Raw genomic sequence first — 24739 nt, 5'->3', positions numbered from 1 at the left:
GGGTTTATGCCTGCATATCTGGACAAAAACTCCAGGGAAAGGACGACGGCGGCGGGTCACCCACAAGGTGACCCGCCGCCGTCGTACATAAAGACGCAAGGCGACCACTTAGCGACGGACGGCGTTATCCGGCAGCGTGCGTAAAAGGGCCCCCGCGCCCCAGCCAGCTACAAAGCTGCCAGGAGGGCGCGGGGAATAGCACGCAGAGGATGACGCCGCCCGGCACCCCAAAGGCGCCAGAAAAGCGATTTACCAGCCGCGCTCGGCGAGGCGGTGCGGCTGGGGGATCTCGTCGACGTTGATGCCCACCATGGCTTCGCCCAGGCCGCGGGAGGCCTTGGCGATGACGTCGGGGTCGTCGAAGAAGGTGGTGGCCTTCACGACGGCGGCGGCGCGCTGGGCGGGGTTGCCGGACTTGAAGATGCCGGAGCCGACGAATACGCCGTCGGCGCCGAGCTGCATCATCATGGCGGCGTCGGCCGGGGTGGCGATGCCGCCGGCGGTGAACAGCACCACGGGAAGCTTGCCGGCAGCGGCCACTTCCTTGACCAGTTCGTACGGGGCCTGCAGTTCCTTGGCCGCAACGTAGAGCTCGTCCTCGGGCAGGGCTGCGAGCTTGGCGATCTCGGAGCGGATCTGGCGCATGTGCCCGGTGGCGTTGGAGACGTCGCCGGTGCCGGCCTCGCCCTTGGAGCGGATCATCGCCGCGCCCTCGTTGATGCGGCGCAGCGCCTCACCGAGGTTGGTGGCACCGCAGACGAACGGAACCTTGAAGTTCCATTTGTCGATGTGGTTGACGTAGTCGGCCGGGGTGAGGACCTCGGACTCGTCGATGTAGTCCACGCCGAGGGACTGCAGGATCTGGGCTTCGACGAAGTGGCCGATACGGGCCTTGGCCATGACGGGAATGGACACGGCGTCGATGATCTGGTCGATCATGTCCGGATCGGACATGCGGGACACGCCGCCCTGGGCGCGGATATCGGCCGGAACGCGTTCCAGCGCCATCACAGCAACGGCACCGGCATCTTCGGCGATGCGGGCCTGCTCGACGTTGACGACGTCCATGATGACGCCGCCCTTGAGCATCTCAGCCATGCCCCTCTTCACGCGGCTGCTGCCCGTGACGCTGTTCGCGGACGAACCGGCCTCGTTGCTTACATCAGGTGTAGACACAAAAACCCCTATGGGTAGATAGATGACCTTCGCCGGGCGTGCAGGGCGGCAAGGAGATGCCATGTTTACACACACCGGGTTGCCGGATCCATTGACCGGGCAGTCCTAATACTAGTCTCACCGCGGCCGGCCGGCTGAATCCGTGTTAATCCGCCGGGGACGGTTCCGCAAGAGCCTGGCGGCGCACCGAAGCCACGCGCTGGACCACCGTGATGAAGCTGGCGAGGGCGAGCAGCGAAAGCGTCACCAGCAAAACCACGCTCGGGAGGCCCAGACCTGTAAATCCGGTGACCACCAGAACCGAAACCAGGCGCTCCGCGCGTTCGGCGATGCCGACGTTCGCGGTGAATCCCAAGGACTCGGCTTTTGCCCTGGCGTAAGAAACCACCATGCCCAGGACAAGGCAGACGGTGGCCATCATCGCGATGGGAACATTGGCTCCGCCGGTGAAGAACCACACGGCGAGCCCCGCGAACAGGGCACCGTCGGCGATCCTGTCCAAGGTGGAGTCGAGGAAGTTGCCCCAGCGGCCGCCCACCGCCTGCATCCGGGCCATGATGCCGTCCAGGACATCGGAGAAGATAAAGGCTGTGATGAACAGGGTTCCCCACCAGAGCTGGCCCACGGGGTAGAAGACCAGGGCCCCCACCACCACACCGGCCGTGCCGATGATCGTGACGGCATCGGGTGAAACGCCTATACGCAGGAGCCAGCGGGCAAACGGGGTGAATAGTGCCGTGAAGAACCCGCGCGCGTGCTTATTCAGCATCCGTCTCCCCGGGCCAGGCGTCGGCGACCTGCTGGCGGACCTCATCAAGGGTCTGCGTTATCGCCTTGGTCTGGGCGATGATGGGGAAGAAGTTCCCGTCGCCGCCCCAGCGGGGAACGATGTGCTGGTGCAGGTGCGCGGCGATGCCTGCCCCGCCCACCACACCCTGGTTCATCCCCAGGTTGAAACCGCCCGGATTCGCCACTTTCCGCAGGACCCGCATAGCGGTCTGGGTAAGCTCGGCGAACTCGGCTGTCTCCTCCACCGTCAGGTCCGTGTAGTCCGGGACGTGGCGGTACGGGCAGACCAGGAGGTGCCCGGGGTTGTACGGAAACAGGTTCAGCACCACGTAGCAGGTCTTTCCCCGGTAGACGATGAGTGCTTCCTCATCGCTACGTGCGGGCCCAACGCAGAACGGGCAATCGTTTTCGTTCTTGAACTGGTGCTGGCCGCCTTTGATGTAGGCCATCCGGTGCGGAGTCCACAGGCGCTGGAAAGCGTCCGGGACACCGGCGAGGTCAAAGTCGTCGGTAACGCCGGCATCCCCCGGATACCCTGCGCCTGTGTTCTCCTGCACCGTACTGTTCCGTTCCGCTAGCTGGTCCGGTTCCGGACGGCTTCCGTGATCCGCTTGACTGCCTCGGCCACGGGCACGCCGTTGTCCTGGCTTCCATCCCGGAATCGGAAGGAGACCGCGCCCGCCTCGGCGTCGTCACCGCCGGCGATGAGCACAAACGGGACCTTGTCCTTGCTGGCGGTGCGGATCTTCTTGGGGAAACGGTCCGAGGAGGTGTCCACCTCCGCACGGATCCCTGCCGCCTTAAGCTGATCGACGACGTCGAACATGTACTCGTTGAACGTCTCCGCCACCGGGATGCCCACCACTTGGACAGGTGCAAGCCATGCCGGGAAGGCGCCGGCATAGTGCTCGGTCAGCACACCCATGAACCGCTCCACCGAACCGAACAGCGCACGGTGGATCATCACGGGACGCTGGCGGGTGCCGTCGGCGGCCTGGAACTCCAGCTCGAAGCGTTCAGGCAGGTTGAAGTCCAGCTGGATGGTGGACATCTGCCAGGTGCGGCCCAGCGCGTCCTTGGCCTGGACTGAAATCTTCGGGCCGTAGAAGGCCGCTCCGCCCGGATCCGGAACGAGCTCCAGCCCGGATTCCTGCGCAACCTCGGCCAGGGTCCTGGTGGCTTCCTCCCAGGCGGCGTCCTCGCCGACGTACTTTTCCGGGTCCTTGGTGGACAGTTCCAGGTAGAAGTCGTTCAGCCCGTAGTCCTTAAGCAGGTCCAGGACGAAGGTCAGGGTCTTGGTGAGTTCGTCCTTCATCTGCTCGCGCGTGCAGTAGATGTGGGCGTCGTCCTGTGTCATGCCGCGCACACGCGTCAGGCCGTGCACCACGCCGGACTTCTCGTACCGGTACACCGAACCGAATTCGAACAGGCGCAGCGGCAGCTCACGGTAGGAGCGCCCGCGGGACCGGAAAATGAGGTTGTGCATGGGGCAGTTCATCGGCTTCAGGTAGTAGTCCTGCGCCGGTTTGCGGATGCTGCCGTCCTCGTTGAGTTCCTCATCCACCCGCATCGCGGGGAACATGCCGTCCTTGTACCAGTCGAGGTGGCCGGACACTTCGTAGAGGTGGCCCTTGGTGATGTGCGGCGTGTAGACGAACTCATAGCCGGCTTCAACGTGGCGCTGCCGCGAGTAGTCCTCCATCTCCTTGCGGATGATGCCGCCCTTGGGATGGAAGACGGGAAGGCCTGAACCCAGTTCGTCGGGGAAGGAGAACAGGTCCAGTTCGGAGCCGAGCTTGCGGTGGTCGCGGCGCTCAGCCTCGGCAAGGCGTTCCTGGTAGGCCTTGAGGGCGTCCTTGGTGGGCCAGGCGGTGCCGTAGATCCGCTGCAGCTGCTGGTTCTTCTGGTTGCCCAGCCAGTAGGCCGACGACGACCGGGTGAGGGCGAAGGCGTTGGAGATCATCTTGGTGTTGGGCAAGTGCGGGCCGCGGCAGAGATCGCACCAAACGGTGGTCCCCTCCTTGCGCTCAACGTTGTCATAGATGGTGATGTCGCCGGCGCCGACCTCAACGTTGACGCCCTCGCCGGCCTCGGCGGCCTCGTTCTTCTTGCCCAGAAGTTCGAGCTTGTACGGCTCGTTTTTCATCGCTTCGCGCGCTTCGTCCTCGGAGACCACCCGGCGGACGAACTTCTGGTTCTGGTTGACGATCTTGAGCATCATCTTTTCGAGGGTTTTGAGGTCCTCGGGGGTGAAGGGTTCAGCGACGTCGAAGTCGAAGTAGAACCCGTCAGCGATGTACGGGCCGATGCCAAGCTTGGCATCGGGGCGCAGCTGCTGGACAGCCTGGGCCATAACGTGGGCCGTGGAGTGGCGGAGGACATTCAGCCCGTCCGGGGAATCGATGGTGACGCCCTCAACCTCGGAGCCTTCCGGCAGTTCCTGGTCCAGGTCCTTCAGCTCGCCATTGACGCGGGCCACTACGACATCACGGCGCTCAAAGAAGAGTTCCGCACCGGTTGTCCCGGTAGTCACCTTGGTCTCTTCGCCATCGACGAGAAGGGTGATCTGCTGGGCATCTGACACGGGTGTCTCCTATTCAAAGTTAAGGCTTCATAGCTTGTGGCATACGGGGACCACAGCCAGCCACCGTCAATGCTATCGGTTCGGCGGAGGGCCGGCCAAAGCGGCGCACGGCAGCGTCAACCGCTAAAACCGGTAATTGCCAGGGTCCTGCTGATCCCGTCAAGGGGATGCGGGCCGTCGCCGGCGTAGCCAACAGGAGTTGGGAAGGGCAAGGTCTCCGTTCGGCTGAGGTCCCAGGCCATGCTTGCGCTGATGCTGATTCCCCGCGGGCCCGTCCTCCTGGTGGTGCCGCGGATGAGCAGCAGCCGGGTTCCGAACAGGAGCATTCCGGCGTTTTCCTGGGCTTCATGGAAGAAGACCGAATCGATGCAACCGGTGCCGTCGTCAATGCTGATGAATACCACCCTCCTCCCGCCCCGCATGGGCGGAGTCTGGGTAGCCACCCGGACCCCGGCCACCAGGACCTCGGTCCCGTTGCGCAGGCTGAGGAGCTTGTCTGCAGTGGTCACCCCAAGCCTGTCCAGGGTGGGGCGGTGGCTTTCCATCAGGTGGCTGCTGACGTCCACGGCCATCAGGTCCAGCTCCGCCCGGACATTCTCGACGAGGGTGGGTGCTGGCAGCCCGGGTTTGACGTTACGCAGTTCCACATCCCCCAGGGGCAAGGACAATTGCCCCTCCAGCACCTCCACCCCCTTCCGCCCGCTGCCTGCACTTTGCAGTTGCTGCAGGTGCTGGACCAGGTCCGCCCGGTTGGCCATTCCGCCCGCCTCGCGGTGGAGGGAATCAAAAGCACCCAGTTGGGCCAGGCGCTTGATGCTTGGCTTGCTCAGCCGCGAGCGCGTGCGGAGGTCTGCCAGGGAGTCGTACGGCTGGCCGGCAACAATCCTTTTCAGTTCTGTGGCGGAGAGCCCGTAGATTCCCTTCAGGCTTAGCCGGATTCCCAGTTTTCCGGCATCCGGGCCCTGCCGGATCCGTTCAACCCGGTACTCCCCTTTGCTGAGGTTGATGTCCAAAGGAAGAATGGGGATCCCGAGGCGCCTGGCCTCCGCAACGAGCAGCCGCTTGGGATACATGCCCGGATCGTGTTCCCACAGCCCCGCCAGGAAGGCTTCAGGGTGGTGCGCCTTAAGCCAGGCTGACTGGTAGGTGGGCACCGCGAAGGCCGCTCCGTGGGCTTTGCAAAAACCAAAACTGGCAAAGGACTTCAGGGTGTTCCATACCTTGTCTATGACTTCAGGGGAAAAGTCCTTGGCCTTTGCATGCTTGCGGAAGTATTCCTCAACCTGGGATTCCCCGGCCTCGCTGCTGAGGGCCCGGCGGAATTCATCGGCCTTCGCCAGGCCGCACCCGGTCATCACGTCCAATGTCCGCAGTATTTGCTCGTGGAAAACCGTCACCCCATGGGTTTCCTGAAGCACCGGCTTCAGGAGGGGGTGCGGGTAGACCTCAGGGGCAAACCCGTGGCGGTGCTCCAGGAACGGCCGGACCATGTCCGATTTCATGGGGCCCGGTCGGAAAAGCGAGATGTCGATGATGAGGTCATTGAACTCACCCGGCGCCATTTTTCCGATCAGCTCGCGCTGCCCCGGGGACTCGATCTGGAAGCAGCCCAGGGTATGGGTGCTCCGGATGAGTTCAAAGGTGGGTTCATCATCCAGGGGAATGGCATTGAGATCGATGTGGCCGTTATCTGCAATGAAATCGGGCCCGGACCCGTCAGGGCCCGGGGCATGGCTTCCTGCTGCCACCACATCTTTTTTTGAGGGATGGATGCGGATGATCTCCCGCACGGCAAATGCCATGGCGCTTTGCATCCTGACACCCAGGACATCGAGCTTGAGCATGCCCATGGGATCCATGTCGTGCTTATCGAACTGGCTCATGGGCAGCCCCAGGCCGCTGGGCTGTACAGGGGTGCGTTCCAGCAGCGTGGCGTCCCCCAGTATCACACCGCATGGATGCATGGAGATGTGCCGCGGCAGGCGGTCCAGGCGTTCGGTCAGGTCCACCAGCAGGTCCAGTTGCTGGTTGCCGTGCGAATCCCGCTGTTCCACCCGGCCGGCAAATTCCCTCAACTCGGGCTTCTCCTGCAGCGCCTCACGGAACTTCGAAGCTGAGAACCGCCACAACTGCTTGGCGATGTCCCCCACGTCGCCGTCATCCATTCCCAGCGCAAGGCCGGCGTCCCGCACAGCACCGCGTGCCCGGTAGCCGTTCTGCATGCTCATGAGCGTGACGCGCTCTTTGCCAAAGCGCTCAAAAATCCGGTGGTACACGTTATGCCGTTCGGCACTCTCGACGTCGATATCAATATCCGGCAAGGTAGCCCGGTCCTGGGAAAGGAACCTTTCGAAGATGAGGTCGTGCTGCAGCGGGTTTACCTGGCTGACGTCAATGAGGTAGTTGACGAGGCTGGATGCACCGGAGCCTCTGGCGGCTGCCCGCACCCCCATGTCCTGGATCATGCGCGAAACCTCTGCCACCGTGAGGAAGTAGGAGGAGAACCCCAGGTTCCGGATGATGCCCAGCTCATGGTCAAGCCGGCGGAGCATTTCCTTTTCGCTGTTCCCGGCGATCCCGGGGAACCTCCTGCCGATTCCGGCCTGGCAGCGCTGCATCAGTTCCGTGTGCGGATCCTGGCTGATCCCGATGACCGCGGCTTCCGGCACTACCGGCTGCTTCCATCCCATGTCCGTGACTGGATCAATCCTGCACACATCGGCGAGCGCCTCTGTTTGTGCCATGAGCCGGTTGAGGTCTTCTGCGCCGTAGCCGGCCGCGGAGATGATTTCCTTACCCAGCTGCAGCATCTGGCGGGAGGATTTCAGCCAGCCCTGGCCGTTGGGCTGCAGCAGTGGTTCCTGGGCCAGTTCCGGAAGGGATTTCAGGGTCCGTGCTGAATCCAATACGTCCGCGGTTGCTGCCCCGTCCTCCGCGCAGTACCTGACGGCATTGCTGAGGATTGCCGGGACGCTGTGTTCTTCGGCGAGTTTGAGCATCCGAACGGCGTGTGCGGTGCTCAAGGGTGTTCCCGGTGCGCTGAGCTGGGAAACGATCTCGGCCACCACAGTTCCCGCGGGCATGACGTCCAGCCACTGCTTGAAGAGTGTGCGGGGCCGCAGGTAACGCCTCCCGCCCATGGCACGTCCGACGTCGGAATCCGGCCCGATCAGGACCATCAGCACCGGTTTCAGGGTATGGGGATCGAGGGTGCGGGAGGCCAGTTCCGCCCTGGTCACGGCGACCGGCACAACCCCTCCGGATTTTCCCGAGGTGCGGGCGTGGGCATCGGACACGAGCCGGCACAGTGCGCGGTAGCCGGCACCGTTGTTGTGGCCCCGGGCGAGCACCACCACCCGGCCGGCCAACTGGGTGCGGTGATCACCGTCGTCGTCATAAACGGCAAGGTCCACCCCGACGATGGGGTCAAGGCCGGCACCCATGCAGGCCTTCAGGTGCTTGATGGTCCCGTACAGGCCGTCCCGGTCGGTGCAGGCGAGTGCGCTGGCGCCGTCAGCGGCAGCGGCCTGCGCCAGTTCCTCGGGCCATGACACTCCATAGTGTGCGCTGAAAGCTGTGGATACGTGAAGGTGGGTGAAGCTCATGCTGTTCTGGGATGTAAGGCGTCGTGGATCCGCAGGAGCCGCCAGCGGCCGCTGCGGATATGGCGGGTGAGGTCAAGGGTGAGGGGCTCAAGCTGTTCATTAGGCGCGCCGGAACTTGGAGAACCTGGGCCGGAAGGAAGCACCTGCACCCGCCAGATTTCGTGGTCAACCAAACCGGGACCACTTCCCAGCGGCGCACGGGTTTCTTCTGCCCACCACTGGCGGCGCTCGTACCAGCGGACAGGTTCGGCGCATACCGAATAGGACCGGCCGGCCCAAGTAAGGGCAACCGGGTGGCCGTCAGCGCCGCAGGAGACGTCAACGGATTCGCTGAACATGCCCATGGCGCCTCCCGGACGTAAAAGTTAGAACAGAAACTGTTCGAATATATATTCGAACATCACCAGTCTACGCCTCCCTGGATCCTTCGCCTAGACGGGTCTGAGGGTGGGCGCAAGATACCAAGGCAGAGGCCCACATGGGGCGGGCCGTTGCTCCGGAAGCGGCTTAGGCGTACGATTCCGGCATCTGAGGTGCAGCCGATGATAGGCCCCAAACCGGGCCTTTCACAGCGCGCCTCTTGTTTTGGGATCCGCGCTGACTGCGCGTCAGAGTTCATTGCGACTCACCAGATCCGAGGCAAACAATGTTCAAAAAGCTAGTTATTCCAGGCAGCATCCTTCTCGCTTCGATGGCGATGCTGGGAAGCCCTGCCACCGCCGCCCCTTCCGTCAACCAGCTGTCCGGGGCCATCTTCACCACGGACGCGACCGGCACACCCGTCAACCTCAACATCTACGACTCAAAGGAGGACGTCTACCTCAACGGCGGCCCTGGCATCAACGCCCCAGACGACGCTGCGGGCCTTCCGGCGGGAGACTACTCCTACCAGGTGACAGACCCTTCCGGAAAGACGCTGCTCTCAACGGACCCAGTCGAATGCCGGCAGTTCACCGTTGACGCCAGTGGCGTCATCCAGAACGTGGCGGCTTCCGGCTCCTGCGCCCACGCCACCGGACTCAGCGACCCTCTGGAGGAAACAGGCATTACCGTCCAGCTTTTCCCGTACAACGACACCCCCAACAACGGCGGCGTGTACAAGGTCTGGGTGACCCCCACCTCCCAACTGTTGGCCCCGGACACCCAGGGCTCCAGGTATGGCTTTGTCCCCCGGTACAGCAAGACCGACAATTTCAAGGTCCGGAACCCCCTGATCGTGGAGATTGATGTGCGGTTCTGGAAGAACGGGGTAGCCATGGACGGCTACGCCGCACACTGGACCGATACCAACGGCGCCGGCAACACCAAGTACTCGGAGTGGAACCCGGCAGTCCTGGCCTTCCACGAAGCCCACTTTGAGGCGGTGGAAGCCGGTACCCATGGCATCCGCGTCAACAGCCAGCCGGGATGCAACATTGTTTCCGTGCAGCCGCCGGCCGGCAAGGCTGTCAACGGCAACCGCGGCTGGGCGCAGGTGGGCGTAAACGTGGCCGATCACACCCAAGGCGACCACACGTATTTTGTGGACGTCACATGCTCTTAGGGGACTCCTGGCCCTGAGCGGAAACTGAGCAGGAACGGGAAGCCGGAGGCGCAGCGGTTACGCCTCCGGCTTCCTTTCCAGTCACCCGTCAGGGGTGGACGGAGCGAACGGCAGGGAGCAGGATTGTGCCATGAGCACCCATGACGCACTCCTCAAACAGGTCAGCATCAAAGCCCAGGACTCCACTCTCGTGGCAACCTTCGATCTGGACGGCACTATCCCCGGTTCCGGCGCCTACGTAGTGGGCCTTGTGGCCGCCAGTCCGGACTACTCGTCGCAGCGGCGGCTGGGCATTGAATTCATGAACGGGAAGCCGATTTCCTTTTTCTCGTTCAACCATGACCAGAGCGGCGAGGAAAACTACGATCTTTCAGGCGTCAGCCACTCGGACAGCACCATCACCGGCCACTTCCCCATGGCAGCGATCAATGGCCTCGGTGAGGGGCACGTGATGACCGGCTTCAGCGAGGCTGACGGACGGGAATTCCAGTCCGGTGTTCCCGTGGAGGAAAACCTGTAACAGCTGGGCCGGTGCGGCTCAGCTGTTTTCTTTGTGGACCCGCATTTCGAGTTCGATGAAGCCGGAGATCATGGCCCGGTAGGTGGACTCGACGATGTCCGGGTCGATGTCCTTCTTCTCGGCTGCGGAGCGGACATGTTCGATGACACGCTCCACGCGGCCCGGGGCGCGGACCTCGGCGTCGTCGCCCTTGAGCGTTCCGGCAATCCGGATCAGGCGCTCCCGGCGGGCGATCAGCGTGACAATCTGGTCATCCACTTCATCAACGGCGACCCGGACGGCAGCGAGCTGTTCCTTGTCGGCCAAAGCATCTCGATCGTTCCCTTGAATTGTCGCCATCCTCTGACAGTATCGAACCATGCAGCCAAGAGTCGACTTCATTTCATTGGGCGTCCGCAGCGTTCCGGCCTCCCGCGCGTTCTACGTTGACGGCCTGGGCTGGCCGGTCCACCGCGAGGTTCCAGGGGACGTGGTGTTCATCCAGGCCAACCACGGCCTGGTGCTGTCCCTCTGGGACGTGCGCCAGATGCAGGCCGATGCCGGCGTCAGTGCTCCCGGCCCCGTCCCCTGCATCACCCTCAGCCACAACCTGCCGGGCACCGAGGACGTGGACCGGGTCATGGCAGAAGCGGCCGCGGCCGGCGCCCAGATCATTGCCGAGCCCATCACCCAGCCGTGGGGCGGGTACAGCGGCTACTTTGCGGACCCGGACGGCTTCCGCTGGGAGGTGGCGTACAACCCCACCTGGACAGTGGACGACGCCGGCACGGTCACCGTTTAGCCCCCGCGCCGGCCGGGCAGGGGCTTCTAGAAGAGGGCCTCCACCGGCCGGATGAGCTCCGGACCGTTGTTGCGCACGTTTCCCACGTCCTTGCCTACGGAATCGACGTGCCAGTCCGACGCCACATCCTTGACCCCGGACCGAACCAGGTCTACCAGCCCGGCCGCGTCGCCGGCCTGCGGGTCCAGCCACGCTTCCATGGTGGATTTGTCCATTGGCAGCGGCACGCGGTCGTGCAGCGCCGTCAACTTTCCGAACACCGTGTCCTCGCTGCCGGGCGGCGGCGTGTCAGTTGTCAGGATGGACGTGGAAAGCATCCAGCCGCCCGGCTCTCCCGCGGGCCAGGCCGGGTCCTTCCACCATTCATAGAGCCCGGCGAAAACCAGGCCATGGCCTTCCCCCGGATGCACATAGTAGGGCTGCTTGGACTTCCCCGGCCCCTGCTTCCACTCGTAGTAGCCATCAGCCGGGACTGCGCACCGGCGTGATTGGACGGCCTTGCGGAAGGCGGGTTTCTCAAGCACGGATTCGCTCCTGGCGTTGATCATCCGCGAACCGATGCCGGGGTCCTTGGCCCAGGACGGAACAAGTCCCCACCGCGCCACGTGGAGCTGACGCGCCTGCTTCGGCGCAGGCCCTTCATCAATCAACCGCTCCAGGACGATGGGCACGGCGTCCGTTGGCGCAACATTCCACGACGGCGGGATGTGCACCTCCTCCTCCAGCTCGGCGTCGAACTCAGCCAGGAGGTCCCCTACAGCACGTGCCATCACATAACGTCCACACATGGCTCCAGCATGACACCGGCCCTCCGAGCTGTCATGTGAAGCGCCGGGAACCGGGGAATACGGGCCCGCACGCTACCGTTGAAGGTAAGGAAACAATGAACCACGCATAGGAGAAACTTATGGACTTCACTCCCGAATCCGGCACCATCACCATGTTCTCCACCACCTGGTGCGGCTACTGCAACCGGCTGAAGAAGCAGCTGGACGCGCAGGGCATCGGCTACAACGAGATCAACATTGAGGAAGTGGAAGGTACCGCTGAACTCGTGGAGCAGCTTAATGGCGGCAACCGCACGGTGCCCACCGTCCTCTTCCCGGACGGCACCGCTGCCACCAACCCGTCCGCTGCAGAGGTCAAGACCCGCCTCGCAGCCTAAGCGGCAAGGCAGCCACGGCGGCAGCCCGGACAAGCGAAACGGGACCAACTTCGGTTGGTCCCGTTTTTTGTTGCCTGCACCCGCTTTTCCTATGCCCCCAGGCTGCTGAAGGGCGCGGTCTCGAGGGCGGCGTGGTCGGCGTAGGTTGCCAGGAGTGCCTCCTCCACCGCTGCCACGTCCACACCAGGTACCAGGTCATTCACTGCCCCGGCCGTGGCGGGGTCCCAGTCCAGCCCCAAGGCTGCGTACGTGTCGGTGAGGACTTTACGGATGGGCGCCGAGTTTTCCACCACGATGACGGAACTGAACAACCAGCCGCCGGCCACTACGCGCTGGGCAGTGCCCACCAGTTTGACCTGGCGGGGGCTGCCGTGTTCGTTGCCGTGCACGCTGAATTCCCCGGGGCAGTACTCGCCGGGGATCTCCCCGACGGCCGCCTGTACGCCAACGTTTCGCAGGGCCTCGGCAAACAGCTCCCCAAAGTAGCCGAACCGCCTTTTTGATCCGGCGATGGCGTCAGCATCCGGTTCGATGTGGTCCACCACCAACGTCCCCTGGTGATAGGCCGCCGCCCGGCCACCGGCACGGCGGACCAGCGGTTCAAAGCCGTTGTCGCGGCAGGCCTGCGCTGCTGCTTCAAAACCGGGCAGGCGGGTGTCCCGCTGGCCGAACGCCACCGTGGGGGCCGGCCTGTACAGGCGCAGCGTGGGGCCGATCCCGCCGGTCCTTGCCCTGGCCAGGAGCTCCAGGCCAAATTCCAGGTCCCGCCCGGCGCCCAGTGACACTTCCTGCCGCACAACTGACAGTGGGAGGCTTCCCGGATCGGCATGGTGCATGTGGCTGGGCTCCCCTGTGGTCATCGTGCAGTTCATCGTTGTGGCGGCCGCCTTCGCAGCGAGACACAAGCCGCCGGCCGGACCGCCAAACCTAGGTTACGCCGTGGCCTGCCACCTCAGATGCACCGCAGGAGTGTGTTTGTTGCCCTGCGCCTTGCGTTCGACGGCGGCAGCCGGCTCACAGCCTTGGGTTTCGTCCGCGCCGTCCCACCCACAGGCCGTGCAGCAGCGGGACTAGGGACGCAATCATCAGCCCGCTGCCCAAGGCGGGATCGTCGGCACACACCAGAGCGCCGGCGAGCAACACCGCGCCGAAGACCAGGGCTGACGCCCCGCGCCGTGCAGTGCGGTCCAGCCTGGCCACCTGCCGCTCAAGCCGTGGGTTGGCGACGGTCAGGTTGTCTTCCTCGATCCGTTCAATGAGGCTGTCCAGGCGCCGGGGCAGGCGAAGCGCGAGACCCGCGGCGTCAAGCGCCTCCCGGGCTGCATCCTGCACAAGATTGCCGCGTTCGTCCCGGAGGAGCTGCGCGGCGTAAGGTTCCACCGAGTCCCACAGGTTAAACCGGGGATCCAGGGCGCTGCACACTCCCGGGGTCAGCGACATCGCACGGATGATAAGCAGGAAGTTCTCGGGCAGCTGGAACGGCAGGGAACGGACCACGTCGCCGAATTCAACCGCGAAGTCTCGGAACTCGCGCGGATCCACCTCGCGGAGCTCTGCGAAACCCATGCCGCCGAAGCGGCCGAACAGCTGTGTCATGGCCCGCTCCAGCCCGGGAACGTCCGCCGACGGCATCAGGACGCCTACATCGCGGATAGCGGCCACCAGGCCTTTGCCGTCCCGGGCGGCGGCGGCGATCAGGAGCTTGCGCAGCCCGCTGCGCGTGGAGGCCGGAACTTCGCCCATCATGCCGAAGTCGATGAATGTCAGTTTCCATGGCTGTTCCCCGACGCCGGCAGGAGCCGGAGTGACGAAGATATTGCCGGGGTGCGGGTCGGCATGGAAAAACCCGTTGGTGAACAGCTGGTCGAACATCACGGACGCAAACAGCGGCGCCACCAGGGCGGGATCAATACCTGCCGCCCTGAGCGCTTCGACGTCCGTGATCTTGATGGCCGTGACGTCCTCGAGGGTCAGCACGCGGCGGGTGCACCGCTCCCAGGCGACGCGGGGCACCGCCGTCCGCCCGTCGTCGGCAAACTCAACGGCGAAACGCTCGGAATTGGCGGCTTCGTGCAGGTAGTCGATTTCTTCGAAGCTGGTCTGGGCGAATTCCTTAACCAGGGCCGAAACGTCAGCGCGCCTGGAGACCACGCGGAAATGGCTCAGCCATCCGCCCACCTTCCGCAGCGCCGCCAGGTCGACGTCGACAATTGCGTCGATGCCCGGACGCTGCACCTTGAGCACCACATCCTTCAGGCCGGTTTCGGCAGCATCAGCGGGAAGCAGGCGCGCCCGGTGTGCCTGCCCGAGCGAGGCTGCGGCGATGGTGGTCTCCTCCACCCAGGCGACAGCGCGTTCCAGCGGAACCCCCAGTTCCTTCTCCGCAAGGGCCCGGATGGCCGGAAACGGGACCGGGGGCACCTCATCCTGCAGGCCCGCAAGCTCGTTGGTGATTTCCGGCGGAAGCACGTCAAGCCTGGACGAGAGGAACTGGCCCACCTTGATCATCAGTCCGCCCAGGTCCACCGCGAGCACGTGGAACCGCCGGGCAAAGCGCTGCATCCGGGCTGGGCGCGTCCGTTCGGCCACGAACGCAAGCCCGATCCGCGGGAGGAGCAGCTCGAACCACCAGGTCACCGCGAGGTTCCAGGCCGCGAAGCGGAGGATGCGGCGGTACCGCGCACGGATGTTTCCGGCGCGGGTGTCTCCCGAAACAGTGTCCCCGGAAACCGTGTCCCCGGAAACGGGCACCTGATCTGCCCGGTGGGGGCGGACTGAAGGCACCCGGGTCAGCCCTGGGCGAGGATGGCGTAAATCCGGCGGCGGGCCTCTTCAAGTACCGTCACGGCCTGCTGCACCTGGTCAGGTGAACCTGTGCGGCCAACCTGCGCTGCAGCCTGCGCCAGCTCAATTCCGGCTTTGGGCAGGGACCCGGAACCCGGACCGGGCACCGGGCCTGCGGCGCCCCAGGGCGCAGCCCCGGGCCCGCCTGCCGCCTCCTCACGGCCGGCTTCGGTCAGGGAGTAGATTTTGCGGCCGTTGGATTCCTCGGCGCTGATGACGCCCTCGTCGGCCAGTAACTGCAGGGTGGGGTAGACGGAGCCGGCACTCGGTTTCCAGCTGCCGCCGCTGCGCTCCTCGATTTCACGGATGATCTGGTATCCGTGCATGGGACGCTCCGCGAGCAGGGCCAGCACGGCGGCCCGCACCTCGCCCTTGCCGGCGCGGGTGCCCCCGCGCTTTTCGAACCGCGAACGGAGCTCCTCAACGGCCTGCCAGATGCCGTCGATACTGTTTCCGCCGAAGCCGCCTGCCGGATATGAATCGCCCACGGGGGTCTCCTCTGTAAATCGCCAACGATATACAACGACACTTAACGATACATCCGGCGACTGCCTCGGGGTCAGCTTTTGCGGAGGGTCAGGATCTGTTCCGCGCGCCCGAAGGGGCCCTGCAGATCGTGCAGCACAGTTGAGGTGAGGCCGATCCCGTCCCGGCCGAAGGAGACGGCGTTGTCCAGCCCCAGCCACTCCCCTTCGGGGCGCCGGTACATGTGGACCTGGAGGTCCACGTTGGGGAAGGCGTAGCTGTCCTTGCCCGGCGGCACCCGGGCGGCGATGCCGTTGGCGGTGTCCACGAGTCCCATCAGGCGGGCGAGGTCGCCGCTGTCTGCCCTGTTCGTCAGGGGGTGGTCCGTGCGCAGCCATATTTTTCCGGCCCCGGGCCGGTGCCCTTCCGCCACCCGCATTTCAAGAGACCGGATGTAGCCGCCGGGCCAGACTGCTGAGCCGTCGTAGGGCTTGCATTCGTCCGGGCCGGGGATCACGGCGTCCTCGACAGCGGCCACTTCGGACGTATCACTGGTGACCATCCGCCAGGCCGTGGCCCGGATGGCGGTCCTGCCGCCGGCCTTCAGTTCCGCCTGCAGCAGTTCGATGGTTTTTCCCGGCCGGAGGGTGTTGGTCTCGATGTGGAATTCGCCGCCGGGAATCAGTCCGAGGATCTCGTAGCTGAGCCTGGCCATCCGCAGCCCGGTCCGCGGCTGGTGCCGCTCCAGGCAGTCCGCCATCAGGCCGGATGCAGGGGCCATGTGCTGCTCGTGGACATTCCAGGCACCCTGGGCATGGATCGTGGAGCGGAAACGTCCGCCGCCCAGGGACTGGTAGTAAAAGTTTCCTTCGGCCAGTTCAGGCAGATCGGTGGTCAACGGTGGCCCTCCCGGAGATTTCAGTGAATTCGGACTAACTCTATCGTTGTGCAGGCACGCAACCCGCACAGGTTGTTGGAGGACGCGGAGAAATGGTGGCGCCTGACGGCTGTACGCGGACTAGACTCTTGATCGGTCCTGTCAGCAACCCTCGGAAGAGGTGTTCCATGCGAGTCATCAGCTACAACCTCCGCAAGCACAAAGCGAGCGGCGAGCTCCTTGCCCTGGCACGGAACCATGACATCGATGCGCTCTGCCTGCAGGAGGTGGATGCCAGCGACCTCCCCGAGACGCTGGGCCCGCTCCACCTTGCTGACGCCACCAAGGGCAACCGGCTTGGGCTGGCCATCTACTACCGCACCAGCCGTTTTACCGCGCTGGACACCCAGTCCTTCGCGCTCAAGAAGTCGATGCATGACAGGGTCCTCGCTCCGGCACACGAGCGGCTCATCGGTACCAGGGTGGTGGACAACGAGACCCAGCATGAGCTGGTGATCGGCTCTTTCCATGCCGCACCCCTCACAGCATCGAATTCGCTGCGGCGGAAACAGATCCACGCGGCGCACGCCGAGCTGCTCAGCATGGGCCAGGGACTGATGACGCTGATGGTGGGCGATTTCAACTACCCGTTCTTCACCAAGAACCTTCACCTCCACATGAAGAATTCCGGCTACGCCCTCTCCCTCAGCAACCGGCGGACCTACACCCGCTACAAGGTTTTCAAGGGCCACTTCGACTTCGCCACGTCGCTGGGACTGGACATCGAGAGCGTTGAAACGCTCCCCCGCGGCAACTCGGACCACCTGCCCATCCTGGTGCACGCGGAATACGGCAGGGACTACTGAGCCGGAGGGCCCGGGAAGGCGAAGCCTAGGCCGGAGTACCGATCCGTTCCCGCAGTTGCGGCCAGGCGGCCGCGAAACCGGGATGCAGGTCCTTGCCGTCCACCTCTGCCAGCGGTATCCACAAAAGTTCTATGCTCTCGGGGTCGCTGATGACGGGCTCGAACGGTTCCGTCACCAGTACCACCACCGTGGTGTAGGACCAGTAGTCCAGGTCCAGCACGGAAGTGAAAAGCACGTCGACGTTTCCGGCCGGAACGGCGGCCTCTTCCCAGGCTTCGCGCAACGCGCCCGCCACCGCATCCTCGCCCTCATGCAGCGCCCCGCCAGGCAGACCCCAGGTCCCGCCGTTATGGCTCCAGACGGCGCGGTGCTGCAGGAGCACGCCCTTCGCGGGGTCGTAAGCGAGGACACCGGCGGCACCAAACCTGCCCCAGAACCGGCCGCGGTCTCCCTCAACCCAGGCGTCACCGGGATCGCGGGGACCGGTGCGGACAGGCGGGGTGGAGGACGCGGCGGAAGCCAAAGAGTAATCCATCGCTCCAGTCTGACAGGTGCCCGGGGGCGGGCGCACCCGCCCCGCCGGAGCTAGTGTCCGTTGCCGCGTTCGACGGCGAAATCACCGCCGGGGTACATGATCGTTTCGTGTCCGTCATCAAAGCGGACCAGGTAGGGCGGCGTTCCGCCCTGGCCGCGGACTTCGAGAATCACCCCGTGCCGGTCCGTGGAACCTACAGTCCTGCCGTGCACGATGATCCTGTCGCCCTGTGCTGCCTCCATGGCAATCACCTCCAGCCCCCAGACTACGACTCCGGAGGGGGAGCGGAAAGAGCCGGAGCAAAGCGCGCGTGGCAGGATTTCCCTATGCCGCTGAACCTCCTCCTGCTTGCCGATACCCACCTGCCGAAGCGCGCCAAAGCACTTCCGGCGCAGGTGTGGGCCGCCGTCGAAACCGCCGACGTGGTGTTCCACGCCGGCGACTGGGTGAGCGCGCAGCTGCTCGGTGAGCTTGAACGGCGAAGCCGCTCGCTGGTGGGGGTCTACGGAAACAACGATGGCCCCGCCCTGCGGTCCCGGCTGCCGGAGTCGGCAGCAGTCACGCTGGAGGGTGTGCGGTTTGCCATGGTGCACGAGACGGGGCAGGCCAAGGGCCGGGAAGCACGGTGCGAGGCTCTCTTCCCCGATGCCGACGTGCTGGTTTTCGGGCACAGTCATATCCCCTGGGACACCACTTCGGAAGGCGGGCTGCGGCTGCTCAACCCCGGCTCCCCTACCGACCGGCGCCGCCAGCCAGCCTGCACGTACATGACGGCCGTGGTGGACGCGGGCACCTTGAAAGACGTACGGCTGGTGGAAGTACGCAAGGACAACTAACAGCCGAAGACCGGGCGCAAGGAAAGCCGGACCGCGTCCGGACCGAAGGCAGATTCGGAAGAAATTCCGGGTTGGCAGCGGCCCGCCTCATTGCCTAGGCTGGAACGGTAAGCATACTTATCTTTTAGTGTTCCACCCCTAAGCACCAGGAGGACCACCATGACCGACCAGTACACCTTCCGCAACCCCGTCACCGCCTACGAAAAGATCTCCCCGCCGGAGCAGCACCAGCCCGAACCCGGCCTGGATGCGGAACTGGCGCCGAAGGCGGATCTTGGCGAGGACACCTACCGCGGTACCGGGCGGCTGGAGGGCCGGAAGGCGATCGTGACGGGAGCCGATTCCGGGATCGGTGCGGCCACGGCCATCGCTTTTGCCCGCGAGGGGGCCGACGTTGTGCTTTCCTACCTGCCGGAGGAAGAAGAGGACGCAGCCCGCATTGCCGGCATCATCGAAGCCGCGGGTCGCAAGGCCGTCAAGGTGCCCGGTGACCTGAAGGACCCCGCCGCCTGCCAGGAGCTGGTGGATGCAGCCGTGGCCGTGCTGGGCGGCGTGGACATCCTGGTGAACAACGCGGGCAAGCAGGTGGCGCAGGAGGACATCAGCCAGATCACGGACGAACAGTTCGACCACACCCAGAAGACGAACGTCTATGCGATGTTCCGGGTGACCAAGGCCGCCGTTCCGCATATGCCGGCCGGGTCCACCATTATCAACACCACCTCCATCCAGGCGTACAACCCGTCCCCCACGCTGCTGGACTACGCCACCACCAAGGCGAGCATCAACAACTTCACGAAGGGCCTGGCGCAGCAGCTGGCACCCAAGGGCATCCGTGTGAACGCGGTAGCGCCCGGGCCTATCTGGACGCCGCTGCAGGTCAGCAGCGGCCAGCCAAAGGAGGACCTGCCGGAGTTCGGCCAGTCCACGCCGCTGGGCCGGGCAGGCCAGCCGGCCGAACTCGCCCCCGCGTATGTGTTCCTGGCCTCGCCGGAGTCCAGTTTTGTGCTGGGCGAAACCCTGAACGTTAACGGCGGAAGCCCCTCGCCCTAACGGCACAAGAAAAGTACCCCCGACGGCGGTGCCTTGCGCAGGATGCGCGGCACCGCCGTCGGCATTAATCGTCGTCGCGGCCAGCGAGGAGGTCGTCGGTGGCGGGGTCCGGCTGGCCGTCGAAGAACTGCGCGAGAACGGTTTTGAACACGGTTTCCCCGGGAGCTGCGCGCAGGAACAGCGTCATGGACGAGCACAGCTTCCGGGCGTCCACGCTGCCAAGAATGTCCTCAGCGGTGCGGTCTTTATGGTTGCTGAGCACCTGGGCGCATTCGAGCAGCCGCGGGCCCAACACCGGGTGGTCCAGGTACTCCCGGGCTTCCTCGAGGGAGCTGATCGCATACCGGCGGGAGGTGTCGCTGTGCCCCAGCCCTGCCAGCTGGGGAAAAACGAACCACATCCAGTGGCCGGACTTGTTGCCCACCTGCAGCTCAGCCACCGCCTGGTCATAAATACCGCCGCTGTTCTGTGCGGCAACAAAGCGTTCCAGGTCATAGCGATCGTTCACGGATGTCTCCTTGTGGTGGGGCTTCGGATGTTGGGGGCTGTTCGAGGAAGGCGGCTGCATAGCGTAGTTGCGTATCCGGGTCTGCCCGCCACCGGGCAAGGACGACGGCGGCCCGCTGGCGGTCGCGGCCATGGAGCCGGGCCAGGAAAGGGGCCAGCACGTCCGCCAGCAGCGGGTCAACCAGTTCCCGGGTTCCGGCGGACCTCAGGAAGCCCTCCATCCGGGTCAGGTCCGAATGCCGCAGCAGCGCCGCCTTGGTTTGCAGCAGCACGATGGCGGCGAGCCGGCGCTCATAAACGGCGCGCGCACCGGGCCGCGGCTGTCCCCAGAGCGCGGACGCCAGCTGCACCACGGCGTCGTGATCAAGGTCCCTATACTTCCGCAGCGTATCGCGGACGGTGCCCCGGACGGCGCCCACTGAGGACCCGTAGGAGGTGAGCTCACCGCCCAGCCTGCCCTCGACGTCGTCCGCCCGGTACCAGGCCCCCTCGTTTTGCAGGGTGCGGTCAACAAACCCGGCAGCTGCTGCCACTACGTCCGCGGCAGTGCTCATCGGGTGCGGCCTGCCGACGCGTGCCTGATGCAGAACGGCGTCCAGGGACGCGCCTCCAGCCTTCCTTCGGCGATGGATTCGCCGCAGACGGCACAGGACCCGTAGGTGCCGTCGGCGATCCTGGCCAGGGCGGCGTCAACCTGGTCCAGCCCGTCGCTGCTTTGCTTCAGGAGTGCCGAGGCCTGGGACAGTTCGAAGGCGATGGTGGAGCCTTCCGGATCATGTTCGTCGTCCACGTTGGAATCCTGGCGGGCGGAGTTCGCAGCGGTGATGTCCGCGCGGAGGGCCGGAAGCAAGGCCAGCTTCCGCGCCCGCTCCTCCTCGAGCAGGATCCGGAACCGTTCGAAATCAGGCATGGGAAAAGCCTAGCGCCCGGTCAGTACCAGTTGTTGGACACCGAGTGGTTCCAGGCCCCGCACGGGGAGCCGTACCGGCCGCTGATGTAGCCCAGCCCCCATTCGATCTGGGTCCGGTAGCTGGTGAGCCAGTCACTGCCGGCGCTGGAGTATTTCCCGGGCGGCAGCGCCTGGGCTATGCCGTAGGCACCGGAGTAGGGGTTGGTGGCCGTAGTCAGCCAGTTCGATTCCTTGGTCCAGAGCTGTGCGAGGCACAGGAACTGGTCCTGGCCCCAGCCGTAGGCGCCCAGCCGGCCCGAGGCGTAGCTCTTCGCCCCTGCCGGGTCATTCACGGCGCCGCCGGGAACGGAAGGCACGACGACGGGCGGCGGACTGGGTGCCACAGGCTGGGCAGGGGCGGGGGCCGGGATTGCCGGCGCGGGGTTTACCGGGGCCGGATTCCCCGGCGCTGGATTTGCAGGGGCTGGATTCGCCGGGGCCGGATTCCCCGGTGCAGGGGCGGCCGGAGCCTGCGGGCGGGCGTCTGCTGCGGCCGCCCTGGCTGCGTCTTCCGCCTGCCGGCGTGCTTGCTCAGCAGCTGCGGCGCGCTTCGCGGCCTGCGCTGCCTCGTAGGCGGCCTGCGCCGCCTGACCCTGCCGGTATGCGCCCTCAACTGCCGCCGTGGTGCCCTTGAGCGAGGCCAGTTGTGCTGTCAGCTCCTCGCTGCGCTGCCGGCTCTCCGCTACCTGGCGTGCCATCGCGTCCTGCGCGGACCGGGCGGCGTCCAGTTTCGCCTTGGCCTCACGGGACAACCGCTCCCGTTCGGCTTTGGCGGCGCTTTCCCGGGCAGCCAACGAGGATGCGATCCTTCCTGCCGATTCAGCCCTGGCCACCAGTCCTGCCGTTTTGTCTCCAACGATCTGCACGACGTTCAGTCCCTGGACACTGTGGGTCTGGATGGCATCCAGGGCAACGAAGAATCCCATGGCGGTGCCGCCGGTTTTGTAGGACTGGGCGGCGAGGGCACCGAGTTCCTTCCGGTGCCGGGACAGTTCAACGTTTGCCTGCGAGACCTGGGCCGTGAGGGCCTCCAGCTTTGCGCTGGCCGCTTGAAGCGCTGAGTCCGTGACGGCATACTCGGCCGCCGACCGGACGGCCGCTGCCCCCAGGGACTCGGACTGGGCCTGCAGGCCACCCAGCAAGTCGTTGATCCTGCTGATCTCCGTTGCCTTGCCGGCTTCGGACAGCTTTGCCTGCTGGACATCCTCCCAGGATGGATAGTCACCAGCCGGGTCCTGCTCCGCCCCGGCGGCCGGGCCAAGCCACACCGTTCCGGCCAGGGCAATCGCCAACAGCCCTGCGAGCGCGGCAGGCCTGGCGTTTGTAACGAACAGGGGCATAGTCCCGAAGCATACCGGCGGCAAGCCGGGCCGGACGGCTGAAGTTTCCACATCGTTACATTGCGGGAGTCCTTTGAGCCTGGGAATCCGCCGGCGTGGCACGCCCGGCGGACGCAAGGAGGCGGACCCTAGACTGTTGGCATGTACGGGGACGTTCCACCCGGCAGCGTCAAGGGCCGGCAGCATTTTCGGGCCCGGCTGCAGCAGATACCCGCCGCGACGGCGCTTGCCGCGGCAATAGCCGGCATCAGCTCCTGCACGGGACCGGAGCAACCGCCCACCAACGGGGGCCCGCCGATCTCCGTGGAAGTTAACCAGTCGCGGGAACAGTACGGCAAGCAGGCCATCCTGCTGCAGCTCACGAATACCACCGTCGGCCCCTTGGCGGTCGAGGAAGCCCGGCTGTCCACGCCGCTGTTCCGCGGCGAACTGCTGTGGCGGCCTGCCGCCAGAGCAGTTCAGCTGCCTCCCGGACAACCCAAGAGCCTCCCGGTCCAGCTCCCCGCACCGGAATGCGCTGACGTGTCAGCTTCGGCGGCGGGTGCATCAGTTTCCGTGCTGTTCACCGGCCCGGGGCCGTCATCAGCGCAGGAGCTGACGCTCGGTGCCGGCGATCCCTTCGACGTCCTTGGCCGGAACAACGCAGAGCTCTGCCTTGCCGCCGGCGCTGCTGCCGTGGCGGACGTCGCCCTGGACTCCTCCCTTGAGGTGGCCCCGGACTCCCGCACCGCCGTCGTCCGCCTGGTTGTTACTCCAAAAGCCCGCGTGGAGGGGGAGGCTAAGTCCCTGGTGCTGGATCACATCCAAGGGACAACGCTCCTGGCTGAAGTACCCGGGCATCCCTGGCCTAAGGGCATCAGCATTGAGCAGGGCGGCCCGCCCGCTGAATGGCGTTTGTGGATCAGGCCCGCGCGGTGCGATCCCCACGCCGTGGCGGAGGACAAGGTGGGCACGCTGCTTCCCCTCAACGTTCAGGCTGACGGACGTGAAGGGCAGCTGAAAATTGCGGCAGACGCAGTGTTACGCGGGCAACTTTATGACTTTGTTACGCGCGCGTGCGCCACCGGACAGGAAACGACATCAGCCGAGGTCAACAAAAGGTCGACTTGGAAATCCAGTCAATTGCTAAATACGAGAGCAGCCGCTCGTATGTTATCTAAATGTGACAATCGACCGGAGGGCGGGTTATGGTCTTCGGGTGTCCCTCCCAAACGGGACATTCCCATCAGTATGCCGAGCCCTGCCGCTGATCCGGGATTCAATCGCTTTCCAGCTGGCAGGGACGGGGGAACCACCTTTCCGCGGCCTCATGAGAGGCCTTGGGGTTAAGTCGATAGCGCCTCCGTTCCGTTTCGGAGCCGCTGCCGGCCGGGTATCTCCAACCCGAACCCGACAGCTCACCCCGCAGGCATGGGAGAGGCGATCAAACGTGTCAAAAAATTCCATTACCGCCCGTCACCGCGCGACTCCGGCCCGCTCAATCGCGCTCCAGGGCTTGGCTGTATCCGCCAAGTCGCTTGGCCGCCCGGCCCTCGCCGTAGCAGCGGCTTCCGGCATTGCGTTCGGTGTGGGCGCCCCGGCCCACGCAGGCGTAACCGGACCGGACACCACCGGGACCACTAACACCCAGGCTTCCGCAGCACCCGCCGCTGCCCCCGCAGCAGCTGCAGCCAACGTCCACACCGTTGTCTCGGGCGACACCCTGGGCGGCATCTCGGCCGCCTACGGCGTCAGCCTCAATGACGTCCTGTCCGCCAATGGCCTGGCCATCACCGCCATCATCTACCCTGGCGACCAGATCCAGATCCCGGGCGCCGGACAAGTTGCAGCTGCTCCGGCCGCTGCTCCTGCTCCCGCTCCCGTCCAGGCAGCCGTTGCTGCCGCTCCGGCCAACACCGGAGTGAATGTCGCTTACGCGTCAGCTCCGGCTGCCACCGGTTCGGGCGCCGGCGCTGCCATCCTGGCATCCGCCTACGGCCAGGTGGGCGTCCAGCAGGACTGCACCGCCATGGTGGAGAAGGCCCTGCGTTCCGTAGGTAAGAGCGTTGGCGACCTGGCTCCCGGCCAGTTCTTCCAGTACGGCTCCGTGGTGGGGACCCCCGCTGCCGGTGACCTGGTGATCACCGCCGGCCACGTTGGTGTTTACGCCGGCAACGGCCAGGTTGTCAGCGGCGGCGTGGACGGTTTCAAGACCGAGGTCCACTCCATCAGCTGGCTTGCGGGCGCTTCCTTTGTCCGCGTAGCGTAGCCACGCAACCCAAACAGGGGCGGCAGGCGGGATTCCCCGCCTGCCGCCCCTGTTTC

General features: G+C 65.2%; 27 protein-coding genes and 1 riboswitch. Of the genes, 8 read left to right on the top strand and 19 right to left on the bottom strand.

Features of this window, described 5'->3' with window-relative positions; genetic code table 11:
- Positions 1–249: 249 nt before the first annotated feature.
- The 6 genes from pdxS to ARTSIC4J27_RS09190 all read right to left on the bottom strand — a co-directional run bounded on the left by pdxS (position 250) and on the right by ARTSIC4J27_RS09190 (position 8498).
- Entirely contained in the window at positions 250–1176 is a 927-nt protein-coding gene (gene pdxS / locus ARTSIC4J27_RS09215) for a pyridoxal 5'-phosphate synthase lyase subunit PdxS (RefSeq protein WP_050054898.1), read from the bottom strand.
- A 145-nt stretch (positions 1177–1321) separates the two neighbouring features.
- Positions 1322–1945 (bottom strand): phosphatidylinositol phosphate synthase, encoded by a 624-nt coding sequence (gene pgsA / locus ARTSIC4J27_RS09210; protein WP_050054897.1) that lies wholly within the window; start codon positions 1943–1945, stop codon positions 1322–1324.
- Positions 1935–2522 carry an HIT family protein gene (locus ARTSIC4J27_RS09205; RefSeq protein WP_050054896.1) on the bottom strand — a complete coding sequence of 196 codons (588 nt, stop codon included), beginning with the start codon at positions 2520–2522 and terminating at the stop codon, positions 1935–1937. Before ARTSIC4J27_RS09205 ends, pgsA begins: the two co-directional genes overlap by 11 nt.
- A gap of 17 nt (positions 2523–2539) precedes the next feature.
- A complete protein-coding gene (gene thrS, locus ARTSIC4J27_RS09200; RefSeq protein WP_050054895.1) occupies positions 2540–4549 on the bottom strand; it encodes a threonine--tRNA ligase in 2010 nt (669 codons plus the stop codon).
- Positions 4550–4665: 116 nt separating this feature from the next.
- Positions 4666–8154, bottom strand: a complete 3489-nt coding sequence (locus ARTSIC4J27_RS09195) for a DNA polymerase III subunit alpha (RefSeq protein ID WP_050054894.1) — start codon at positions 8152–8154, stop codon at positions 4666–4668.
- Complete coding sequence (locus ARTSIC4J27_RS09190; protein ID WP_050054893.1) at positions 8151–8498, bottom strand: DUF6504 family protein; 348 nt, start codon at positions 8496–8498, stop codon at positions 8151–8153. The genes ARTSIC4J27_RS09195 and ARTSIC4J27_RS09190 overlap by 4 nt, the downstream gene beginning before the upstream one ends.
- 302 nt (positions 8499–8800) lie before the next feature.
- Here ARTSIC4J27_RS09190 and ARTSIC4J27_RS09185 point away from each other — a divergent pair, with 302 nt between their 5' ends.
- The gene (locus ARTSIC4J27_RS09185) at positions 8801–9697 is read left to right on the top strand and encodes a hypothetical protein (RefSeq protein ID WP_050054892.1); all 897 of its coding nucleotides are present in this window, start codon (positions 8801–8803) and stop codon (positions 9695–9697) included.
- Between the two features lie 130 nt (positions 9698–9827).
- The gene (locus tag ARTSIC4J27_RS09180) at positions 9828–10217 is read left to right on the top strand and encodes a hypothetical protein (protein WP_050054891.1); all 390 of its coding nucleotides are present in this window, start codon (positions 9828–9830) and stop codon (positions 10215–10217) included.
- Between the two features lie 18 nt (positions 10218–10235).
- Here ARTSIC4J27_RS09180 and ARTSIC4J27_RS09175 read toward each other — a convergent pair whose 3' ends face one another.
- A complete protein-coding gene (locus ARTSIC4J27_RS09175) occupies positions 10236–10556 on the bottom strand; it encodes a chorismate mutase (protein WP_050054890.1) in 321 nt (106 codons plus the stop codon).
- A gap of 19 nt (positions 10557–10575) precedes the next feature.
- Here ARTSIC4J27_RS09175 and ARTSIC4J27_RS09170 point away from each other — a divergent pair, with 19 nt between their 5' ends.
- Positions 10576–10998, top strand: coding sequence for a VOC family protein (locus tag ARTSIC4J27_RS09170; RefSeq protein WP_050054889.1), 423 nt, complete (start codon positions 10576–10578; stop codon positions 10996–10998).
- Between the two features lie 26 nt (positions 10999–11024).
- Here ARTSIC4J27_RS09170 and ARTSIC4J27_RS09165 read toward each other — a convergent pair whose 3' ends face one another.
- On the bottom strand, positions 11025–11768 hold the full coding sequence (locus ARTSIC4J27_RS09165; protein WP_050054888.1) for an SOS response-associated peptidase: 744 nt from the start codon (positions 11766–11768) through the stop codon (positions 11025–11027).
- Positions 11769–11905: 137 nt separating this feature from the next.
- Between ARTSIC4J27_RS09165 and ARTSIC4J27_RS09160 the strand changes: the two genes are divergently transcribed.
- Positions 11906–12163, top strand: a complete 258-nt coding sequence (locus ARTSIC4J27_RS09160; RefSeq protein ID WP_050054887.1) for a mycoredoxin — start codon at positions 11906–11908, stop codon at positions 12161–12163.
- Positions 12164–12252: 89 nt separating this feature from the next.
- On the opposite strand, the gene ARTSIC4J27_RS09155 is transcribed toward ARTSIC4J27_RS09160, so the two are convergent.
- From ARTSIC4J27_RS09155 to ARTSIC4J27_RS09140, 4 genes are all read right to left on the bottom strand, one after another.
- On the bottom strand, positions 12253–13023 hold the full coding sequence (locus tag ARTSIC4J27_RS09155) for a lipoate--protein ligase family protein (protein WP_235436613.1): 771 nt from the start codon (positions 13021–13023) through the stop codon (positions 12253–12255).
- Positions 13024–13177: 154 nt separating this feature from the next.
- Complete coding sequence (locus ARTSIC4J27_RS09150) at positions 13178–14851, bottom strand: ABC1 kinase family protein (protein WP_050054908.1); 1674 nt, start codon at positions 14849–14851, stop codon at positions 13178–13180.
- 101 nt (positions 14852–14952) lie between these two features.
- Positions 14953–15495: a PadR family transcriptional regulator gene (locus tag ARTSIC4J27_RS09145; protein ID WP_050054886.1), complete on the bottom strand. Its 543-nt coding sequence runs from the start codon at positions 15493–15495 to the stop codon at positions 14953–14955.
- A gap of 71 nt (positions 15496–15566) precedes the next feature.
- Positions 15567–16370, bottom strand: a complete 804-nt coding sequence (locus tag ARTSIC4J27_RS09140) for a thioesterase family protein (protein ID WP_050054885.1) — start codon at positions 16368–16370, stop codon at positions 15567–15569.
- 167 nt (positions 16371–16537) lie between these two features.
- On the opposite strand from ARTSIC4J27_RS09140, the gene ARTSIC4J27_RS09135 reads away from it, so the two are divergent.
- The gene (locus ARTSIC4J27_RS09135) at positions 16538–17215 is read left to right on the top strand and encodes an endonuclease/exonuclease/phosphatase family protein (protein ID WP_050054884.1); all 678 of its coding nucleotides are present in this window, start codon (positions 16538–16540) and stop codon (positions 17213–17215) included.
- A gap of 25 nt (positions 17216–17240) precedes the next feature.
- Here ARTSIC4J27_RS09135 and ARTSIC4J27_RS09130 read toward each other — a convergent pair whose 3' ends face one another.
- Entirely contained in the window at positions 17241–17750 is a 510-nt protein-coding gene (locus tag ARTSIC4J27_RS09130; protein ID WP_050054883.1) for an NUDIX domain-containing protein, read from the bottom strand.
- Positions 17751–17800: 50 nt separating this feature from the next.
- The gene (locus ARTSIC4J27_RS09125) at positions 17801–17992 is read right to left on the bottom strand and encodes a DUF1918 domain-containing protein (RefSeq protein ID WP_050054882.1); all 192 of its coding nucleotides are present in this window, start codon (positions 17990–17992) and stop codon (positions 17801–17803) included.
- 84 nt (positions 17993–18076) lie between these two features.
- Between ARTSIC4J27_RS09125 and ARTSIC4J27_RS09120 the strand changes: the two genes are divergently transcribed.
- Together ARTSIC4J27_RS09120 and ARTSIC4J27_RS09115 are read left to right on the top strand one after the other, a co-directional pair.
- The gene (locus ARTSIC4J27_RS09120; RefSeq protein WP_083435389.1) at positions 18077–18586 is read left to right on the top strand and encodes a metallophosphoesterase family protein; all 510 of its coding nucleotides are present in this window, start codon (positions 18077–18079) and stop codon (positions 18584–18586) included.
- 159 nt (positions 18587–18745) lie between these two features.
- Positions 18746–19639 carry a glucose 1-dehydrogenase gene (locus ARTSIC4J27_RS09115; RefSeq protein WP_050054881.1) on the top strand — a complete coding sequence of 298 codons (894 nt, stop codon included), beginning with the start codon at positions 18746–18748 and terminating at the stop codon, positions 19637–19639.
- Positions 19640–19703: 64 nt separating this feature from the next.
- Here the strand turns inward: ARTSIC4J27_RS09115 and ARTSIC4J27_RS09110 are convergent, their stop codons facing one another.
- From ARTSIC4J27_RS09110 to ARTSIC4J27_RS23400, 5 genes are all read right to left on the bottom strand, one after another.
- On the bottom strand, positions 19704–20147 hold the full coding sequence (locus ARTSIC4J27_RS09110) for a DUF1810 domain-containing protein (RefSeq protein ID WP_050054880.1): 444 nt from the start codon (positions 20145–20147) through the stop codon (positions 19704–19706).
- The gene (locus ARTSIC4J27_RS09105) at positions 20131–20700 is read right to left on the bottom strand and encodes a DNA alkylation repair protein (protein ID WP_050054879.1); all 570 of its coding nucleotides are present in this window, start codon (positions 20698–20700) and stop codon (positions 20131–20133) included. The genes ARTSIC4J27_RS09110 and ARTSIC4J27_RS09105 overlap by 17 nt, the downstream gene beginning before the upstream one ends.
- Positions 20697–21056: a TraR/DksA family transcriptional regulator gene (locus ARTSIC4J27_RS09100; protein ID WP_050054878.1), complete on the bottom strand. Its 360-nt coding sequence runs from the start codon at positions 21054–21056 to the stop codon at positions 20697–20699. Before ARTSIC4J27_RS09100 ends, ARTSIC4J27_RS09105 begins: the two co-directional genes overlap by 4 nt.
- Positions 21057–21076: 20 nt before the next feature.
- Entirely contained in the window at positions 21077–22435 is a 1359-nt protein-coding gene (locus ARTSIC4J27_RS09095) for a coiled-coil domain-containing protein (RefSeq protein ID WP_050054906.1), read from the bottom strand.
- A 582-nt stretch (positions 22436–23017) separates the two neighbouring features.
- A complete protein-coding gene (locus ARTSIC4J27_RS23400) occupies positions 23018–23242 on the bottom strand; it encodes a hypothetical protein (RefSeq protein WP_268794386.1) in 225 nt (74 codons plus the stop codon).
- A gap of 446 nt (positions 23243–23688) precedes the next feature.
- Positions 23689–23861: riboswitch (cyclic di-AMP (ydaO/yuaA leader) on the top strand.
- 3 nt (positions 23862–23864) lie between these two features.
- Between ARTSIC4J27_RS23400 and ARTSIC4J27_RS09085 the strand changes: the two genes are divergently transcribed.
- Complete coding sequence (locus ARTSIC4J27_RS09085) at positions 23865–24683, top strand: C40 family peptidase (RefSeq protein ID WP_050054877.1); 819 nt, start codon at positions 23865–23867, stop codon at positions 24681–24683.
- Positions 24684–24739 lie beyond the last annotated feature (56 nt).

It is taken from the genome of Pseudarthrobacter siccitolerans, from assembly GCF_001046895.1.
Lineage (GTDB): Bacteria > Actinomycetota > Actinomycetes > Actinomycetales > Micrococcaceae > Arthrobacter > Arthrobacter siccitolerans.
The sequence above is the reverse complement of the archived record's forward strand: the minus strand, read 5'-3'. Positions and strand labels throughout refer to the sequence as shown.

Bases quoted from the DNA above. Each gene is read 5' to 3' on its own strand.
- pgsA (WP_050054897.1), bottom strand. From the start codon at position 1,945: ATGCTGAATAAGCACGCGCGCGGGTTCTTCACGGCACTATTCACCCCG.
- ARTSIC4J27_RS09195 (WP_050054894.1), bottom strand. From the start codon at position 8,154: ATGAGCTTCACCCACCTTCACGTATCCACAGCTTTCAGCGCACACTAT.
- ARTSIC4J27_RS09190 (WP_050054893.1), bottom strand. From the start codon at position 8,498: ATGGGCATGTTCAGCGAATCCGTTGACGTCTCCTGCGGCGCTGACGGC.
- ARTSIC4J27_RS09185 (WP_050054892.1), top strand. From the start codon at position 8,801: ATGTTCAAAAAGCTAGTTATTCCAGGCAGCATCCTTCTCGCTTCGATG.
- ARTSIC4J27_RS09180 (WP_050054891.1), top strand. From the start codon at position 9,828: ATGAGCACCCATGACGCACTCCTCAAACAGGTCAGCATCAAAGCCCAG.
- ARTSIC4J27_RS09175 (WP_050054890.1), bottom strand. From the start codon at position 10,556: ATGGCGACAATTCAAGGGAACGATCGAGATGCTTTGGCCGACAAGGAA.
- ARTSIC4J27_RS09170 (WP_050054889.1), top strand. From the start codon at position 10,576: ATGCAGCCAAGAGTCGACTTCATTTCATTGGGCGTCCGCAGCGTTCCG.
- ARTSIC4J27_RS09165 (WP_050054888.1), bottom strand. From the start codon at position 11,768: ATGGCACGTGCTGTAGGGGACCTCCTGGCTGAGTTCGACGCCGAGCTG.
- ARTSIC4J27_RS09160 (WP_050054887.1), top strand. From the start codon at position 11,906: ATGGACTTCACTCCCGAATCCGGCACCATCACCATGTTCTCCACCACC.
- ARTSIC4J27_RS09155 (WP_235436613.1), bottom strand. From the start codon at position 13,023: ATGACCACAGGGGAGCCCAGCCACATGCACCATGCCGATCCGGGAAGC.
- ARTSIC4J27_RS09135 (WP_050054884.1), top strand. From the start codon at position 16,538: ATGCGAGTCATCAGCTACAACCTCCGCAAGCACAAAGCGAGCGGCGAG.
- ARTSIC4J27_RS09130 (WP_050054883.1), bottom strand. From the start codon at position 17,750: ATGGATTACTCTTTGGCTTCCGCCGCGTCCTCCACCCCGCCTGTCCGC.
- ARTSIC4J27_RS09125 (WP_050054882.1), bottom strand. From the start codon at position 17,992: ATGGAGGCAGCACAGGGCGACAGGATCATCGTGCACGGCAGGACTGTA.
- ARTSIC4J27_RS09120 (WP_083435389.1), top strand. From the start codon at position 18,077: ATGCCGCTGAACCTCCTCCTGCTTGCCGATACCCACCTGCCGAAGCGC.
- ARTSIC4J27_RS09115 (WP_050054881.1), top strand. From the start codon at position 18,746: ATGACCGACCAGTACACCTTCCGCAACCCCGTCACCGCCTACGAAAAG.
- ARTSIC4J27_RS09105 (WP_050054879.1), bottom strand. From the start codon at position 20,700: ATGAGCACTGCCGCGGACGTAGTGGCAGCAGCTGCCGGGTTTGTTGAC.
- ARTSIC4J27_RS09100 (WP_050054878.1), bottom strand. From the start codon at position 21,056: ATGCCTGATTTCGAACGGTTCCGGATCCTGCTCGAGGAGGAGCGGGCG.
- ARTSIC4J27_RS09095 (WP_050054906.1), bottom strand. From the start codon at position 22,435: ATGCCCCTGTTCGTTACAAACGCCAGGCCTGCCGCGCTCGCAGGGCTG.